The following is a 16307-nucleotide window of genomic DNA, read 5'->3' as shown; positions in this document are numbered from 1 at the left end:
CCCCACCTTTGAAGGAAATACGATGCTCGTTGCATCCATAATGCTTTTGGCGCTGATTGTAGGCGTCCTGATCGGGCTTCCCATTTTCGCTGCAATGGGCCTGTCGACAATGTCTCACTTCTTTGAGACGGGCCGCGAATCCACCCTAATTATTCTCAATCAGCGCCTCTTTGATGGCGTAACGTCTTTTACATTTCTCGCCGTGCCGATGTTCATCCTGGCTGGAGAAATCATGACGAAAGGCGCATTGATTGATCGGCTGCTGGATGTTGCCCGTGCCTTTGTTGGCCATCTTCAGGGCGGCCTTGCCCAGGTAAATATCCTTTCAAGCGTATTTTTCGCTGGCATTTCAGGTTCAGGGCAAGCGGACATTGCGGCCATGGGCTCCACCATGATGCCGGCGATGGAGAAGGAAGGTTACCCGCGTGCCTATGCGGCAACGGTAACTGCACAATCTGCAACCCTCTCTCCGACCTTGCCACCCAGTATTGTTATGGTTGTGTATGGGGCAGTCTTCGGGGTTCCTGTCGCAGCTTTGTTCGGCGCTGGCATTACCGTCGGTTTCTTTATGGCCTGCGCCTATATGGTGTGCGCCTATTTCATGACCCTGAAATACAAAATACCAAAACATCCAAGGGCGTCATGGAGACAGGTTGTCTCGGCACTTCGCAAAGGCCTGGTGCCTCTGGGCATGCCGTTTATCATCCTGTTCGGGATTTTTGGCGGGCTTTTCACCACCGTTGAATCTGCATCAATCGCCGTTCTTTACGCCATGATTACAACCATGCTGGTGTATCGAACTGTGACCATTGCCCAACTGGGGCCGATATTGATAAGCGCCGCAGTTACATCGGCCGCAGTGGTTATCATTTCAGGTGTTGCTCTTTCATTTTCATACATTGTTGCAATCCAGAACATTCCTGAAATTGTGCTGGACGCATTGCTTGGCGTTACGTCCAATCAGTTTGCCATCATATCGATGATAATTGCTGTCTTGCTGATTGCGGGCATGTTTGTCGGGCGAACTGCGAACATTCTGCTGTTTGGCCCGATCATCATTCCAATCTTTTACGAATTCGGATTTACGCCGGTTCATACCGGCATGATCATCATCATCGTTCTTGGCGTGGGCCACCTGACACCACCCGTCGGTGGGGCAATTCTGACAGCCTGTCTGATCGGGCGGGTCACGATCGCCGATATCATGAAATATATGTGGCCCGTTATTATTCTGGAAGTTGTGCTTGCCATAATTATTATCTTCATCCCGGCCATAACCGAATTTCTGCCCAGAATGTTTGAACTGGGAGGGCTGATACCATGACCGTTTCACCAAGAGGATCAGGCACTTTTGCAAGAATTTTTGCGCCATGGGACCGTTTTACAGGGTTTGTAGACGTCGTCAGTCGCTGGTTCATGGGAATGGCTCTTCTCGGCGTTCTTTGCATGCTTCTGCTGCAAATCCTCATACGCTATGTCTTGCCGTTTCCCGCTCCCTGGGTTGAAGAAGTTGCCGTTTACCTGTCCGGATATGTGGCCTTGGTCGGCATGTCGGTCTGCTTGCGCGCAAGCTACCATCTTGAGGTGGATCTTCTGGTCCAACTCTTACCCACACGGCTGCGCAAGCTCCACAGAGTCTTTCTGATGGCGGTGGTCGCTGTCTTCGCTCTGTATCTGATGAAATACGGCATGAAATTTGTAGAACTTGGATGGGGCCAGGTAAGCCCATCAAGCTATCTGTTTGTCTCTCACGCACGCTTGTCCGTACCCATTGGCGGCCTGCTTTTATTGCTGCAGTCCTTAACAATGATGGGGCGGGCACTGATCGATTTTCTGGAAGACAAAGATGACAATGACGCTATGCCGGAAGCTGGCGGTCAATTGAGTGATACCTGACATTCACCACGCTTCCAGAGGTCCCATATGATTGTCCGATTTGCTGTGTTTGAAGGCACTGTGCATGCAGGAAATGCGCAGAATTTCAGAAATGCGATTCTGGAGCGTGTGGTGCCGCGCTGGAAAGCAATGCCAAATGTTCAAACTGTATCCGTCAATTTTGAAGTGGGGCGTGATGACGGTGCTCCCCAATATCCTATGATCGTGGCCATCAGCTATCCGGACCGGGATGCGATGGAGGACGCACTTGCCAGTGTGGAACGTGAACAAACAAAGTTTGAAGCGGACAAGGTGATGGCAGATTTTTTCGTGGGCACACTCCACCACCACATCATGGAAACTGACAGCTAGGGTCAGGCCCTGTGGGTCAACGGCTTTTCCTTGATGAGAAAATCAGATTCAGTGTTGCAAACGATGGAAGTTTGTCCTGTCTGAATTGACCTGCAAGCAGTTGCTGCGCGCATTGTTCAAGCGCAGGGCTGGATGCCGATGTAATTGCGTTCAGTGATGAAAACAACCAAAATCCAAAACCTTATCAATGGTTTTAGTCCGCCGACGACATTCTCTCTTCGGTCAAGCGGTTCTGCCTGAAAACCCGCAAAGCCAATGCATCAAACTTCAGATTGATGTGACCAGATATCTTGCCACAGCCAAGCAATTTGTTTTCATTGACTCACAAGGACCATTGCAAAAAGGATGGGTTTTGCGATGACGTCAGCAGAATAATTTGAAAAAAATCAGCAGTTTTGTTACCTCGTGGTTCTGAAAAAGAAAAATTATTCGATGGCGAGGAATGGTCTTGGATTGGGTTAGTCTTGCACGAGAATTCGTAACGCTGTTTGTGGTTATCGACCCGATTGGTTCTATCCCCGTGTTTCTTTTTGCGGTTGCCAGCGTTCCGCCAAGCCTTCACCGAAGATTTGCAATACGTGCTGTAGCCATTGCAGGGTTTGTTCTGCTGTTTTTTCTCGTAGGTGGGCAGTTTGTTCTGGAAGCAATTGGATTGCGGCTAGGGTCTTTTCAGATTGCGGGCGGAATTATCTTGTTCCTGTTTGCGCTGACTATGATTTTCGGTGATTCAAAACCAGATATGGAAATAGCTGCTGCAGGAAGTAACGACCTCTCGGGGGCGGTATTCCCTCTTGCGATGCCATCCATTGCATCACCAGGAGCAATGCTGGCCATTGTGGTTTTAACAGACAATCACAGCCAGACGATTTCAGAGCAAGCTGTGACGGCAGTCTTCCTCATACTCATTCTTCTTTTTACGCTTATTTTGCTCTTGGGCGCGTCGCTAATTTACCCCTACATCGGCAAAACGGGTGCAAGCATAATTAGTCGAGTAATGGGAATTGTGCTGGCTACAATAGCTGTTGATGCTGTGTTAGGCGGCTTCGATGCCTTGGGCGTTTTGAACGTCGAAAGCGCGTTTCATGACGGCGCGTTGCAACCATAAAAGCTGTCAGGCTAATGTTGCACAAATGAGTATATGGAACATCGTGGCAGAGCCGCATAAGCGCCCATGATGAACCGAGCTGATCCGGTCAATTGATGCGTGTGAATTGAATGGGCTCTGACACGCGCCAGACGAATCCTTGCTGAAAACTGTAGCGCCCTTTTCCATGACCTTCTGCCATTTCCGGCCCTCATTATCGCCAATTCCCAGATTTGGCTTGACTCAATTCTCATATTTGATAATTAAATTCTAAATATTGGGAATTTATGATGTCAAATAGCGTCGAACGAATCATCAGTGTGCTGGAGTGTCTGTCGGACACCTCAAGCGAAGGGTTTCTGACCTCGGAGCTTGTGGCGCGGCTGGATATGCCGCCCTCGACCTTGTACCGGTTGCTGAGTGATCTTGAGGCGTCGGGGCATGTCTATCGTTCTGCTGACCGACGCATTCATCCCAATTTCTCGTTTGAACGGCACATATCCTTTGGATCGATTTCGCCAGCTCAGCTCAGCTCAGCGTGTCAGAATATTTCCAGTAAGCTTTTTTCTGCCGCTGAGATCATTTTGCTGCGCGGCCAGAATCTGCGCTGGCATTTGCGTGAGGAGCATCCGCAAATGGCATTGCGGCTTAGGGCTCATCCGGGCTTTCTGCGATCAACTTATGAGCTGGATTCCATTACCCGCGTGGCTTTGGCGTCGTGGCCGATAGAGCAAATCGAAGCGCAATGGGATTTGGCCGGTTTCTTTGACGTTGGTGTTGCCGGCGCAAAAGTGTCCTGGCAAACCGCCAGAGAGCGTCTGGTGAGCGCACGTGAAGAAATCCTGCAATATGATTTACAGGGGAATGCCAAAGGCGTGCGCCGCTTCTGCGTTCCCATCAATGACGCCAATGGCGATCTTCTGTGTCTTCTGACCGTTGCCGAGGCGGCAACCCCGATTGCGAATGAAGACGCACATCTAACAGAAATTCGGACAGTTCTCCTCGAGGCAAAGATTGCGCTTGAGACTGGCCGCGATACTGCAAATGCAGAACAAGGCGAACGGTTCGCCGGCTAAGGTTTGAGCTCAATCGAGTTCGGGCCATGGCACATCATCCTGGGAGGATATTATGAAAAAAACCCTTATTCATGCTGCCGCCATTGTGGCGACCGCGTTCATGGCTGCACCGCAAATGGTAAGTGCCGAGGATCTGGTTCTGTCAATCGGGTCACGTGGCTATGGCCAAATGGTGGAGCCGAACATTGAGGCGTTTAAAGCACAAAACCCGGATATGTCGGTTGAGTGGCTCAAGGTTTCCGATGTTCCTGGCGATTCCCGCAAGCTTTATGTCACAGGCCTTACCGCCAAAAGCCCGACACCGGATGTGTTTGCCATTGATGTGATCTGGGCTGGCGAATTTGCCCAGCGTGGCTGGCTGGAGCCGTTGAACAAGTATTTTTCCGCTGACGAGTTGGGCGCTTTCAATCAGTCCTTCCTGTCTGCTGCCACAGTTGATGGTTCAGTCTATGCCGCGCCACTTTATGTTGATGGAACGCATTTGTTCTATCGAACTGATTTGCTCGAAAAATATAACCTCGCGCCACCAAATACCTGGGAAGAGCTGATCGCAGCTTCAAAAACCGTCATGGAAGGCGAGGATAATCCGCAGCTTTACGGTTTTGTATCCATGTGGGCCAAAATCGAAGGCCTGTTCATGAACTGGCTGTCCTTCACAGGCGGTAATGGGGCCAGCTTCTTTGATGCAGATGGCAATGTTGCTGTGGATTCGCCTGAAGCCATTGCGGCCACACAGGTCATGGTCGACATTCTGCACAAGCATGAAATTGCGCCGCAATCGATCCTGAACATGCGTCCTGATGATGCGCGCACTTTGTTCCAGCAAGGCCGTGCCGTGTTTTTGATGGTGCAGGATTTTGTCCATGCACCGTTGAGTGCTGCCGACAGCCCTGTTGCCGGCAAGTTTGACTTCAAGCGTAATCCCTATTTCGAAGGCCATCCAGATGGACATTCCACCGCGATGGGTGGCTGGTTGCTGGCTGTAAATGCCAATTCCGAGAACAAGGAAAAAGCGGCTGAGCTGATCAAGACCTTTACCGCCTATGACCGCCAATTGGCAGCGGCGCTTGACGCGAACCGTGCGCCTGGCCGGTCTGATGTCTATACGGATGCAAAGCTGGCCAATGCCGGTATTCTGGCAAAGCTTGGTGCCAATTATGATGTTGGTGTCGTGCGGCCTTCTGCCCAGACCGGTAATCTGTATCCGCGTGTATCGGAAGTCATGCAGCTTGAAATCACCAATGCTCTGCATCAACGCAAAACACCTGAAGAGGCGCTGGGTGATGCGGCCAGACAGGTCAAGGAAATCCTGGGTCAATAGGCCTCTGGTCAACTGATCTGGAACAGACAGTCAGAAGACCGGGCGGTTCTGCTGCCCTGTCTTCTGATCCTGCATCGCCCCGGACATTATGTTCGGTGTCACCTCTTCCACTGGCACTGAATTCCCAGGTTCGGGGCGACTTCTCCACCCAATTTTTAGCGTATGGAGCCTTTCATGAACGCCGCATATAGCCTCGATCATCGACGGCAAATGACAGGCATGTCATTCGTGGCGCCAACGGTTTTGCTGATCGCGATCATTTTGATCTATCCGATTATCCAGTCGGTTGTTCTGAGTTTTGGCCAATCCAGCATTGATGGGTCTGAACCCTATGAATTTGTTGGTTTCGCTCATTACGCCAAGCTGATGGGCGACGAGCGATTCTGGAATTCAATGGCTGTGACCTTCACCTTCACGGCGATCTCCATTCCGCTGGAACTGATGCTGGGCATCGGGTTGGCCGTGCTGCTGAATGAAAGCTTTCGCGGCAAAGGCCTTGCGCGGCTTGCGGTGCTGTTTCCATGGGCGTTGCCCACGGCGCTCAACACGTTGATGTGGCGCTGGATGTATAATGCGGATTATGGGCTCTTTAACGCGGTTGCCCTGCAATCCGGCATTGTTGACCGGCCAATCAACTTTCTTGGCGATGAATGGCTTGCCATGTTCTCCATGGTTGTGGTGGCTGTGTGGAAAACAAGTTCCTTCATGGCACTGATTATTCTGGCAGGTCTGCAATCCATTCCCCGCGATCTTTATGAAGCCGGGCGCATGGATGGGATGAGCCGCTGGCAGGAATTTACACAAATTACATTGCCACTGCTGAAAGGGCCGATTCTGGTGGCTCTGATTATCCGGTCGATGGATGCGCTGCGCACGTTTGAACTGCCCTTCAATTTGACCGATGGCGGGCCGGTCATCGCGACAGAAAGCCTGTCGCTTTACGCCTACAAGGTGATTTTCGACTTTATTGATTTCAATTTTGGCGCTGCGATTGTGGTGGTTCAGTTTCTGGTGATCTTTGCCATGAGCCTTGCCTATATCTTCGTCCTGCGGACAAGGAACTGACCGATGACCAAGCGTCCCCGAATTGGCCTCTATCTGCTTGTGATTATCTCGGTTGTGATTTCGTTTTTTCCGATTGTCTGGCTAATTCTGACATCGATCAAAACCTCAGCGGGCATCTATGCATGGCCTCCACAATACTGGCCGACGCCCGTGACCTTTGAGAATTACTGGACGATCATCACCCAGTCGCCGGAATTGCTGCGCTATGTGCTGAACAGCTTTATTGTCGGCGTGGGGTGTACTGCACTGACACTGGTTTTCGGTGGTCTTGCTGGCTATGCGTTGTCGCGGCTGAACCTGAAATTTGCAGGCTTCCTGATGGTCGGCATTCTGGCTGTGTCAATGTTCCCGCCGGTCTCGCTGCTGCCCTCCCTGTTTCAGAATTTCCTGAAGCTTGGACTGCTGAACACTTATACCGGGCTTATTCTGGCGCATGCCGGCTTGTTTCTGCCGTTTACGGTTTGGATGCTGGCCAGTTATTTTGCGACGCTGCCGGTGGAAATTGAAGAGGCTGCCCGCATGGACGGCATGGGCTTTCTGCGGATATTCCTCACCATTGTCCTGCCGCTGTCGTGGCCCGGCTTTGTGGCGACTGGTCTGATTGTCTTCATTTTCTCCTGGAACGAGTTTCCGCTGGCGCTGGTTCTGATGACCCAAAACGCCATGCGCACGGCGCCGGTCGGCATTTCGCTCTATCCCGGTGAATACGCCTTTCCATGGGAAACCATTTCAACGGCCACGGTGATTGCGATCATACCGATCCTCATCATCACGGCTATTTTTCAAAAACAGATTGTTGGCGGACTGACCGCCGGTGCTGGTAAATAACGCTCAGGAACTCTCTCAATCATGGCAATTGTTTCGCTTCAACAAATCGGCAAGGATTATGGTTCGGTGACCGCCGTCCATGAGTTTGATCTGACTATTAATGACGGTGAATTCCTGGTGCTACTTGGCCCGTCCGGCTGTGGAAAATCCACCACCCTGCGGATGATTGCCGGGCTGGAAAGCATTTCCAAAGGTACATTGGAAATTGGTGGCAAGACCATGAATGCGGTTGATCCGAAAGATCGGGGCGTGGCCATGGTGTTCCAGAATTATGCGCTGTATCCGCATAAATCGGTCTTCGACAATATGGCGATGGCCCTGAAGTTGCAGCGTGTGCCAGCTGACGAAATCCAGCGCCGTGTCGGCGGCGTGGCTGAGATGCTGGGCCTGACCGATTTTCTGGAACGCAAACCGGCGGCTTTGTCCGGTGGTCAGCGTCAGCGCGTCGCCATTGGCCGCGCCATTGTACGCACGCCCGAGGTGTTTCTGTTTGATGAGCCGCTGTCCAATCTGGATGCAAAGCTGCGGGTGCGTATGCGTATGGAGCTGCAGCAATTGCATGAAAGACTGGGAGTGACATCCATCTATGTCACCCATGACCAGGTTGAAGCCATGACGCTGGCAGACCGAATTGTCATTATGGATGCTGGTGTTGTGGCGCAGGTGGGAACGCCGCGCGAAGTCTATGATCATCCGGCAACGGAATTTGTAGCCGGCTTCATTGGCAGTCCTGCGATGAATTTTATCAGTATCGAGCGCTCCGGTGATCGTGGCTGGACTAGTCAGAATTCATCTTTCGCCATTCCGGAGTTAACCGGTTTTGATACAGCGGGTGTTACGTCGGTGACGCTTGGCATCCGCCCGGAAGACATTGACGTGGTAGCCCGTGAAAGCGGTAAAGACGATCCATGGTGCTTTGATGCAGACATTCGTCTGGCCGAATTGCTGGGTGCTGATGCTTTGTTGAATCTGGCCGTGGATGGCGAGGACATGCTGGCACGCGTTGGCGGGGTGGACCACCCGGAACGTGGCCATGAGATCGGGATTCGAATTGCACCGGCGCGCTTGCATGCGTTCAATCCGGACACGGGCAAGGCGTTGCCCAGAATTCAGAAACACTGATTTGCATTATTTGAGATTGTTGAGGGGAAAACTGTGACGGCGAAACAACCCAATATTCTGTTCATCATGGCCGATGATCATGCATCCAAGGCCATTGGTTGTTATGGTGCGGGGATCAATCAGACGCCGCATCTTGACCGCATTGCCAATGAAGGCATGCGCCTCAATCATTGCTACGTCACCAATTCAATCTGCACGCCCAGCCGGGCCGCGATTTTGACCGGTACCTATAATCACGTCAATTGTGTTTCAACGCTGGAAACCCATATCGACAACCGTCTGCCAAATGTTGCCAAGCATCTCAAAACTGGCGGTTATCAAACGGCAATGGTCGGCAAATGGCATTTGGGTGAAGGCAAAGCCCATGAGCCAACCGGGTTTGATTTCTGGTCCGTTCTGCCGGGCCAAGGCGAGTATTTTGATCCCTATATGATTGAGATGGGCGAAGATATTGAAGTGCAAGGCTATGTGACCGATGTCATTACCGACAAATGCCTGAACTGGCTGGATGGGCGTGACCGGGAAAAACCCTTCTTTTTGATGTGTCACCACAAAGCCCCTCACAGGGAATGGGAGCATCATCCCAAACATGCCGGTCTTTATCAGGATGATATTGCTGTTCCAGATACGTTTGATGATGATTATCGCAATCGCGCCAAAGCCGCGAGCGAAGCCAAAATGCGTATTCGCAATGATATGAAATACCGGGATCTCGGTCTCGTTCAGCCAGAGGGCGGGTCGGAAGTCGGCGTGCGGGTCAAGGACGGCGATGTTGAACGCAAGATACCGCATCCGGAAGATCCATCAGATCTGCGTCTCATCGACCGGGCAACCGGAGAAGTGTTTACCTTTGAGACACAGGCTGAATTGGCACATTTCAAATATCAGCGCTATCTGAAGCGCTATTTGCGCACGATTGCCTCGATTGATGAAAATGTCGGGCGGATGCTGACATATCTGGATCGGGAAGGTCTGACCGAAGATACGATTGTCATTTACACGTCCGATCAGGGTTTTTTTCTGGGCGAGCATGGCTGGTTCGACAAGCGCTTCATGTATGAAGAGTCTTTTCAAATGCCGTTTCTGGTGCGCTATCCCAAAGAGATTGCCGCAGGCACAGTGTGTGACGACATGGCGTGTAATGTGGATTTCGCCCCCAGCTTTCTGGATTATGCCGGGCTGACAGTACCTTCCTATATGCAGGGCAAGAGTTTGCGTCATCTGTTCAGTGGCAATACACCTGAAGACTGGTCGCAATTGGCCTATCACCGCTATTGGATGCACCGCGATCCGGACCACAATGCCTATTCGCATTACGGCATTCGCGATCAGCGTTACAAACTCATTTACTGGTATAATGAGGGCTTTGATTTGCCGGGTACCAATCATGGTGGTGAAGACCGCGAGTGGGAATTGTTTGATTGCCAGAAAGACCCGCTTGAGCTTTTCAACGTGGTTGAGGATCAAGCCTATTTTGATGTGGTGCAGGATTTGATGCGGCAGCTAGATACCAAGATGGCTGAAATTGGCGATGTGCCAGAGCACGAAGTTGGTGCACTCTAGCGGCACTTCAGCACTCCGCGACCTGATGTCGCTTGGGCCATCGGACCAAGTGTTTTACGCATCCTGACAAGCACTTGTTAAAACTTCAGCCTTATTTTGGCTTAGAGGTAAAAGTGGTGAGTGCCGTGAAATCAAGTTACAAGAAACATAAAATTGAAACGATTAATCTGGCTGAGTTGCTTGGGACACTTTCCTACGCACTTGATATGACCGAAGGTCAGCCAGAGGGGCACTGCATGCGGTGTTGCTGGATGGGTTCTTCAATTGGATTGCAACTTGGTCTTGATGAAGCAGAAGCGGCTGATCTGTTCTACGCGCTTTTGCTGAAAGATCTGGGCTGCAGTAGCAATGCCGCCCGTGTGTGTAGTCTGTATCTGACCGACGACATCCGTTTCAAACGGGATTTTAAAACTGTTGATGGCAGTATGAGTTCTGCCCTGCGCTTTGTGTTTGCCAAAACAGGTCTGGAATCCGGTTTGAGTGAGCGTATTCGCGCTTTGGTCAATATCATCCAGAACGGTGGGGAGCTGTCAAAGGAACTGATCGAGACCCGCTGTGAACGTGGTGCGGATATTGCCGCCAGGATGCGGTTTTCAAAACGGGTGCAGGATGGCATTCGATCACTTGATGAACATTGGGATGGCTCTGGCCAGCCGGAAGCGCGCAAGGGCAACGATATTCCTATGATCGCCAATATTGCTCTGATGGCGCAAGTTATTGACGTGTTTGCTACCGACCAGAGTAAAGAAGCCGCGATCAAGGAGATAAAATCCCGCTCGGGCAAATGGTTTGATCCGCGTTTGGTGGATGCATTTCTGGAAGCTCAGAAAGATAGTCGGTTTTGGGGCGTTCTTGCCGGGGATGATCTGGAAGAACATTTGTTCAACATGGTTCCAGAGGGCCATTCGCAGCCGGTTGATGAAGATTATCTGGACGAAATTGCCGAAGCGTTTTCTGATGTGGTGGATGCAAAAAGCTCTTTTACCGCTGATCACAGCAACCGGGTGACGCTTTATACAGATATCATTGCCGAGGAGTTGAATCTGGCTGATGACCATCGGCGCTGGTTGCGGCGGGCCGCGATGCTGCATGATCTTGGCAAGCTGGCTGTCAGCAATCAGATTCTCGACAAGCCGGGTCCGCTGGACGATGATGAGTGGGTTGCGGTTAAGAATCATCCGGGCCTCAGCCAGAAAATTCTCGAACGAATTCCTGTGTTCAGTGACATCGCCCCGATTGCCGGTGCGCATCATGAAAGGCTGGATGGCAAGGGTTACCCCTGCGGCTTGACAGGCGACGAATTGTGCCTTGAAGTGCGTATTCTAACCGTTGCGGACGTGTTCGACGCATTGTCCGCCGAGCGGCCTTACCGGGACGCTATGCCGATTGCAAAGGTGTTTGAGATTCTGGAAAAGGATATTGGAACTGCGTTTGATGCAGATTGCGTGGCAGCGCTGAAGGTCGGTTTCCAGCGGTTAACTGCAGAATCCGAGATTGCTGCTTAAGATTCTTTTCCCGCCGACACTGTGCCTCCACATTTCCGGTTGAAACAGGACTGTGATAACTGCGTTGTCTCGGTGCGGACACGCTTATGCATGGTGCTGTTCCATGTCTGGCTTCCCTTTTAACTTTCGGAGAATCCCATGAAGACTTTTATTCTGGTTCTGGCGATGACAGTCGCTTCCTTTTCCGCCCATGCGGCAGAGCTTATTACCAAAAGCAGTCCACATTCTGTGTCTGACACAATGGACCAGTTGGTTGCAGCGGTGGAAAAAGCCGGCGCGACGGTTTTTGCACGTGTTGACCATGCAGCAGGGGCTGCCGGTATTGATGCTGAACTGAAGCCCAATCAGATGCTTGTCTTCGGCAACCCAAAAATTGGAACTCCGATCATGCAGGCCGACCCGATGGCTGGTCTCGATTTGCCGATCCGCGTTGTAATCTTTGAAGATGCTGCAGGCGATACACAGGTGGCCTATCACGACCCGCAACAGTTTGCGGCAAGTTACAATGTGCCTGCAGATCTGAAATCTCTGGCAATGATGGCCGGTGCTTTGGGCAAGCTGACAGACGCCGCTGTTCAAGCTTCCAACTAAAACCCACTCTATTACAGCAGCCGCGCGGACCTGTCGCGCGGTTCTGTATGAACAAGAAGCGTTTTAAGCCGCCGAGCGCTCATCCCGATGTGTCTGGGCCATGCGCACGAGCAGATTAAAGGCCTGCCGTGTTGCGCTGACATTCGCCTTGTTTTGGCCTGCAATGTCAAAGGCAGTGCCATGGGCCGGTGTTGCAATCGGGTAGGGAAGACCACCAGCCACGGTCACACCGCGTTCAAAGCCCAGCAGCTTGATCGCGATCTGTCCCTGATCATGATACATGGTGACGACAGCGTCGACTTCACCGCGCATTGCTTTCAGGAAGACGGTGTCAGATGGCCAGGGTCCGGTGACATTCATTTGCTTGTCCTGACAGGCGCGCACCGCAGGTTCCAGAATGTCGATCTCTTCGCGGCCGAATTTGCCGTTATCACCTGCATGCGGATTGAGGGCAGCGACAGCAATGGCCGGGCGAGTTTTCCCGGCCCGTTTCAACGTGTCGGATGCCAGAGTGACTGCGCGCAAAATGCCGGGCTGATCAATATTGGCGGCAACATCCTTCAAGCCAATATGGCTGGTCACACGCGTGGTCATGAGCTCATCGAGCACATTTATTTCGCTGTGATAGCCGGTAAAGCCCAGATAACGTGCCATATAGCGGTGCTCATCTTCTGCATTCAATCCAGCTGACGTCATGGCGCCCTTGTTGAAGGGGGCGAACAGAATGCCGTCCACAAGCCCAGCTACTGCCAGATCCATGGCCTTGTCGAGGCAACGCAAAGCGGTTGTGCCGCTTGCTATGGACACAGTGGCAATTTCCACCTCATCCGGCTGAATGGTGTTGAGATCGAGATGGGCAAGACCGGTAAAATCGGGCAGGTCTTCTTCTTGCAATGTGTTCAATTCCACAGGCAGGTCAGCCTGCTCGGCACCGCGCTGCCATAAATGGGCATCACCAACGAGCACGATATCGGCGGCTTCGCGGACACCCTCATCATTCAACAGTTTGGCAATCAGTTCCGGGCCGATGCCGGAGGGATCACCAGGGATAATTGCAATTTTGGGACGGTTCATGGATTTTTCCGCTGTTAGGTGGACTCACGCTCGTCAAGAGCCTGGGCAATATTCGTTTCAGCTGTTTTCAAATGGGTCTTCAGTGCCTGCGCCGTTCGTTTTGCATCGCGCTCCGAAAGTGCTGCAACGATTTCAGAGTGTTCCTTGCGCGTGCTGTCGCGACCGGCGCGCCGCTGAGAGGATAGAAAACGCACCCGCCAAAGACGTGCATTGTAAGAGGCATGTGTTTCAGCCAGAGGCGGATTTCCTGCAGCTTGAACGATGGCCTGATGGAACCGCATATCTGCCTGAAACCCGGCCAGCTTACCGTCTCCATCATCTGTGTTTACCTCTGCAATGGCCGCGTTGATGTTTGCAATCTCGCGCAGTTCGGCATCGCTGCAATGGACGCAGGCCAACTCGCCGGCAAGCGCCTCCAATGCGCCCTGAACGCGCAGGCAATTGTTGATTTCCTCAAGCGATGGATTGGCGACAAAGGGTCGGCGGGCAGCCGTAAACTGAATCAGTCCTTCACCTGCCAGAAGACGGATGGCTTCACGCAAGGGCGTGCGGCTGATCCCGAGGGCTTCTGATAAATCGCGTTCCGGCAAGCTGATACCAGGCGGCAGTTTTTCCAGAAGGATCATGCTGCGCAGGGTCTGGGCTGCATCTTCAGCAAGGCTGAGACTTCGGGAAACGCGCCCTTCGGTTCCCATCAGACCTTTCAGGTTTGCAACTTTGCTCACGTCAGGTCCCCCAATTCAAAACCACCGGATCCAGTGGCCGGATCAACTCCAGTAATTGCTGCCGGGTGTCCGGATGCAAAGGTGGGATTGGATGGCGGCAAAAATCGGATTGGATCACACCCCCTTCCATCATGGCGGCCTTGGCGGAGCGAAATCCGCATTGGCGGTTCTCAAAATTAATCGCAGGCAATACCCGCGCATAGTGAGCCATAGCCTGCTGTCTGTCGCCGGCTGCATGGGCAGCAAGGACGGGCTTGATCTGGTCCGGAATCATGGCAGATGTCATGGTGCCTGTGGCTCCTGCATCAAGATCAGCCATCAGGGTGATGGCTTCTTCGCCGTCAAATGGGCCTTCGATAGCGCTGCCACCCGCCGCGATCAGAGCGCGCAATTTACCAGCGGTCTGGGCGCATTCGATTTTGAAGAGTTTCAGCATCTCGATCTCCTGCGCCATTTTCACAAGCAATGGCACTGGAAGATCAACACCGGACAAGGGCGCATCCTGCACCATGATGGGAATGCCGACTTCCCCGACACGGGCGAATTGCTCAAAGGTCTGCTCGGCAGTGCCGCGCATCAATGCCCCATGATATGGGGGCATCATCATCACGATTTGCGCGCCCAGTTCCCTGGCTTCCCGCGCGCGGTCGACCACAATGTCGGTGGCAAAATGGCTGATGGTCACAATAACCGGAATGCGGCCCGCGACATGTTCAAGAGATGTGCGGGTTAAAATCCGGCGCTCCTCATCGGTGATGAGAAATTGCTCGGAGAAATTTGCGAGAATGCAAATTCCGTCAACCTGCTGATCTATCATGCAATCCAGAACCCGCTTCATGCCATGAACATCGATCGCACCACCGGGTTCAAACGGGGTTGGTGCGACGGGCCAGATGCCTTGAAAGTTTGCCATGGACGCTGCTCCTGAGCTTACTCGATGATTTCAAAGTTTTTCAGATATTTGTCGGAAATGGAAATTCCCAGACCGGGTGTGTTGTCGTCCAATTGCAGATAACCATCTACGGCGTCCGGATCGCCCTCGAAAATATAATAGAAAAGCTCGTTGCCGACTTCCACGTCAAAGACCGGGAAGTATTCGCTGATGGGGCAATTCACATTGGCCATTGTCATATGATAATTGTGCATCTGGCCCGCATGGGGAATGACCGGAATCTGATTGGCTTCCGCAATAGCATTGATTTTCTGCGCGGCCGTAATGCCTCCGACGCGATTGGTGTCATATTGCAGAATGCTGACGGCTTTCTTTTCGATCAGGTCTTTGCAGCCAATGATCGAGTATTCATGTTCGCCGCCGGAAATGGGAACAATGCCCATGGCATTCAGCTCGGCATAGCCTGCCACATCATCAGCGATAACCGGCTCTTCCAGCCAGCGCGGCTCATATTTTTCAAGCTTTGGCAGCATGCGTTTGGCGTAATCAAGCGTCCAGCCCATATAGCATTCCAGCATCAGATCATTGTCATAGCCAATGACTTCGCGCAGCGCTTCAACGCGTTTCAGATTTTCGCGCATGCCCTGCATGCCGTCCTTTGGGCCGTAGCCAAAGCGTGACTTATAAGCATTGTATCCGTTTTTCATGGCCTCTTCGGCCTCTTTTTGCATGGCCGGCACCGTGTCTGCATAGAGCTTGGAATAATAGACCGGAATCTTTTCCTTGGTGCGTCCGCCCAACAGCTTGAAAACGGGTTTTCCAACCTGCTTGCCCATCAGATCCCAGATCGCAATATCGATTGCTGAAATGGCTGTCATGCCGATGCCCTTGCGGCCCCAGGCATGGGTGCGACGGTACATTTTTTCCCAGATATAGGCATAGTCAAAGGGATCTTCGCCAATCACCAAAGGGGCGTAATATTCGTCGATTGCCTTTTTGACCACGATCGGTGCAAGGGCTGCGTTTCCGATGCCGATTGCGCCGTCTTCGCTTTCGACTTCGCAGGTCAGCCATTGGTAAAACCGAAAGGACGACATGGCATCCCCGCGCTCCCACAAGACATCGGATGCATTGGTGCAGAAATTGCCCTGTGGCGGAACGGTTGGACCGGTCCAGTTCCAGACCCGTGTGCGAATGGATTTGATGCGACTCAT

General features: G+C 52.2%; 16 protein-coding genes. 12 read left to right on the top strand and 4 right to left on the bottom strand.

Annotated features, from left to right (window positions below; genetic code table 11):
- Positions 1-22 precede the first annotated feature (22 nt).
- The 12 genes from RAL91_RS00730 to RAL91_RS00675 all read left to right on the top strand — a co-directional run bounded on the left by RAL91_RS00730 (position 23) and on the right by RAL91_RS00675 (position 12402).
- Entirely contained in the window at positions 23-1324 is a 1302-nt protein-coding gene (locus RAL91_RS00730) for a TRAP transporter large permease (protein ID WP_306259066.1), read from the top strand.
- Entirely contained in the window at positions 1321-1896 is a 576-nt protein-coding gene (locus RAL91_RS00725) for a TRAP transporter small permease (protein ID WP_306259065.1), read from the top strand. The genes RAL91_RS00730 and RAL91_RS00725 overlap by 4 nt, the downstream gene beginning before the upstream one ends.
- Before the next feature lie 27 nt (positions 1897-1923).
- Entirely contained in the window at positions 1924-2247 is a 324-nt protein-coding gene (locus RAL91_RS00720) for a hypothetical protein (RefSeq protein ID WP_306259064.1), read from the top strand.
- Between the two features lie 442 nt (positions 2248-2689).
- Positions 2690-3352 carry a MarC family protein gene (locus tag RAL91_RS00715; RefSeq protein WP_306259063.1) on the top strand — a complete coding sequence of 221 codons (663 nt, stop codon included), beginning with the start codon at positions 2690-2692 and terminating at the stop codon, positions 3350-3352.
- A gap of 269 nt (positions 3353-3621) precedes the next feature.
- Positions 3622-4407: a helix-turn-helix domain-containing protein gene (locus RAL91_RS00710; RefSeq protein ID WP_306259062.1), complete on the top strand. Its 786-nt coding sequence runs from the start codon at positions 3622-3624 to the stop codon at positions 4405-4407.
- A 52-nt stretch (positions 4408-4459) separates the two neighbouring features.
- Positions 4460-5728 carry an ABC transporter substrate-binding protein gene (locus tag RAL91_RS00705; protein ID WP_306259061.1) on the top strand — a complete coding sequence of 423 codons (1269 nt, stop codon included), beginning with the start codon at positions 4460-4462 and terminating at the stop codon, positions 5726-5728.
- Positions 5729-5902: 174 nt separating this feature from the next.
- Positions 5903-6793 (top strand): carbohydrate ABC transporter permease, encoded by an 891-nt coding sequence (locus RAL91_RS00700; protein WP_306259060.1) that lies wholly within the window; start codon positions 5903-5905, stop codon positions 6791-6793.
- A 3-nt stretch (positions 6794-6796) separates the two neighbouring features.
- Positions 6797-7621, top strand: coding sequence for a carbohydrate ABC transporter permease (locus RAL91_RS00695; protein ID WP_306259059.1), 825 nt, complete (start codon positions 6797-6799; stop codon positions 7619-7621).
- 21 nt (positions 7622-7642) lie between these two features.
- Entirely contained in the window at positions 7643-8743 is a 1101-nt protein-coding gene (locus tag RAL91_RS00690) for an ABC transporter ATP-binding protein (RefSeq protein WP_306259058.1), read from the top strand.
- Between the two features lie 33 nt (positions 8744-8776).
- A complete protein-coding gene (locus tag RAL91_RS00685; RefSeq protein ID WP_306259057.1) occupies positions 8777-10306 on the top strand; it encodes a sulfatase in 1530 nt (509 codons plus the stop codon).
- Positions 10307-10431: 125 nt separating this feature from the next.
- Positions 10432-11811 carry an HD-GYP domain-containing protein gene (locus tag RAL91_RS00680; RefSeq protein ID WP_306259056.1) on the top strand — a complete coding sequence of 460 codons (1380 nt, stop codon included), beginning with the start codon at positions 10432-10434 and terminating at the stop codon, positions 11809-11811.
- 138 nt (positions 11812-11949) lie between these two features.
- The gene (locus RAL91_RS00675; RefSeq protein WP_306259055.1) at positions 11950-12402 is read left to right on the top strand and encodes a DUF302 domain-containing protein; all 453 of its coding nucleotides are present in this window, start codon (positions 11950-11952) and stop codon (positions 12400-12402) included.
- 63 nt (positions 12403-12465) lie between these two features.
- Here RAL91_RS00675 and RAL91_RS00670 read toward each other — a convergent pair whose 3' ends face one another.
- Genes RAL91_RS00670 through RAL91_RS00655 form a run of 4 tightly spaced genes read right to left on the bottom strand, consistent with a single transcriptional unit; the run spans position 12466 to position 16307 of the window.
- Positions 12466-13476, bottom strand: a complete 1011-nt coding sequence (locus RAL91_RS00670) for a 4-hydroxythreonine-4-phosphate dehydrogenase PdxA (protein ID WP_306259054.1) — start codon at positions 13474-13476, stop codon at positions 12466-12468.
- 14 nt (positions 13477-13490) lie between these two features.
- Entirely contained in the window at positions 13491-14201 is a 711-nt protein-coding gene (locus tag RAL91_RS00665) for a GntR family transcriptional regulator (protein WP_306259053.1), read from the bottom strand.
- Position 14202: 1 nt separating this feature from the next.
- A complete protein-coding gene (locus tag RAL91_RS00660) occupies positions 14203-15114 on the bottom strand; it encodes a dihydrodipicolinate synthase family protein (RefSeq protein ID WP_306259052.1) in 912 nt (303 codons plus the stop codon).
- A gap of 17 nt (positions 15115-15131) precedes the next feature.
- Complete coding sequence (locus tag RAL91_RS00655; RefSeq protein ID WP_306259051.1) at positions 15132-16307, bottom strand: L-rhamnonate dehydratase; 1176 nt, start codon at positions 16305-16307, stop codon at positions 15132-15134.

It is taken from the genome of Pararhizobium sp. IMCC21322 (assembly GCF_030758295.1).
Taxonomy (GTDB): Bacteria; Pseudomonadota; Alphaproteobacteria; order Rhizobiales.
Note: the sequence above shows the minus strand (reverse complement) of the source record. Positions and strands in the feature narration are given on the sequence as shown.

Bases quoted from the DNA above. Each gene is read 5' to 3' on its own strand.
- RAL91_RS00730 (WP_306259066.1), top strand. From the start codon at position 23: ATGCTCGTTGCATCCATAATGCTTTTGGCGCTGATTGTAGGCGTCCTG.
- RAL91_RS00725 (WP_306259065.1), top strand. From the start codon at position 1,321: ATGACCGTTTCACCAAGAGGATCAGGCACTTTTGCAAGAATTTTTGCG.
- RAL91_RS00720 (WP_306259064.1), top strand. From the start codon at position 1,924: ATGATTGTCCGATTTGCTGTGTTTGAAGGCACTGTGCATGCAGGAAAT.
- RAL91_RS00715 (WP_306259063.1), top strand. From the start codon at position 2,690: ATGGTCTTGGATTGGGTTAGTCTTGCACGAGAATTCGTAACGCTGTTT.
- RAL91_RS00710 (WP_306259062.1), top strand. From the start codon at position 3,622: ATGTCAAATAGCGTCGAACGAATCATCAGTGTGCTGGAGTGTCTGTCG.
- RAL91_RS00705 (WP_306259061.1), top strand. From the start codon at position 4,460: ATGAAAAAAACCCTTATTCATGCTGCCGCCATTGTGGCGACCGCGTTC.
- RAL91_RS00700 (WP_306259060.1), top strand. From the start codon at position 5,903: ATGAACGCCGCATATAGCCTCGATCATCGACGGCAAATGACAGGCATG.
- RAL91_RS00695 (WP_306259059.1), top strand. From the start codon at position 6,797: ATGACCAAGCGTCCCCGAATTGGCCTCTATCTGCTTGTGATTATCTCG.
- RAL91_RS00690 (WP_306259058.1), top strand. From the start codon at position 7,643: ATGGCAATTGTTTCGCTTCAACAAATCGGCAAGGATTATGGTTCGGTG.
- RAL91_RS00675 (WP_306259055.1), top strand. From the start codon at position 11,950: ATGAAGACTTTTATTCTGGTTCTGGCGATGACAGTCGCTTCCTTTTCC.
- RAL91_RS00670 (WP_306259054.1), bottom strand. From the start codon at position 13,476: ATGAACCGTCCCAAAATTGCAATTATCCCTGGTGATCCCTCCGGCATC.
- RAL91_RS00660 (WP_306259052.1), bottom strand. From the start codon at position 15,114: ATGGCAAACTTTCAAGGCATCTGGCCCGTCGCACCAACCCCGTTTGAA.
- RAL91_RS00655 (WP_306259051.1), bottom strand. From the start codon at position 16,307: ATGAGTCGCATCAAATCCATTCGCACACGGGTCTGGAACTGGACCGGT.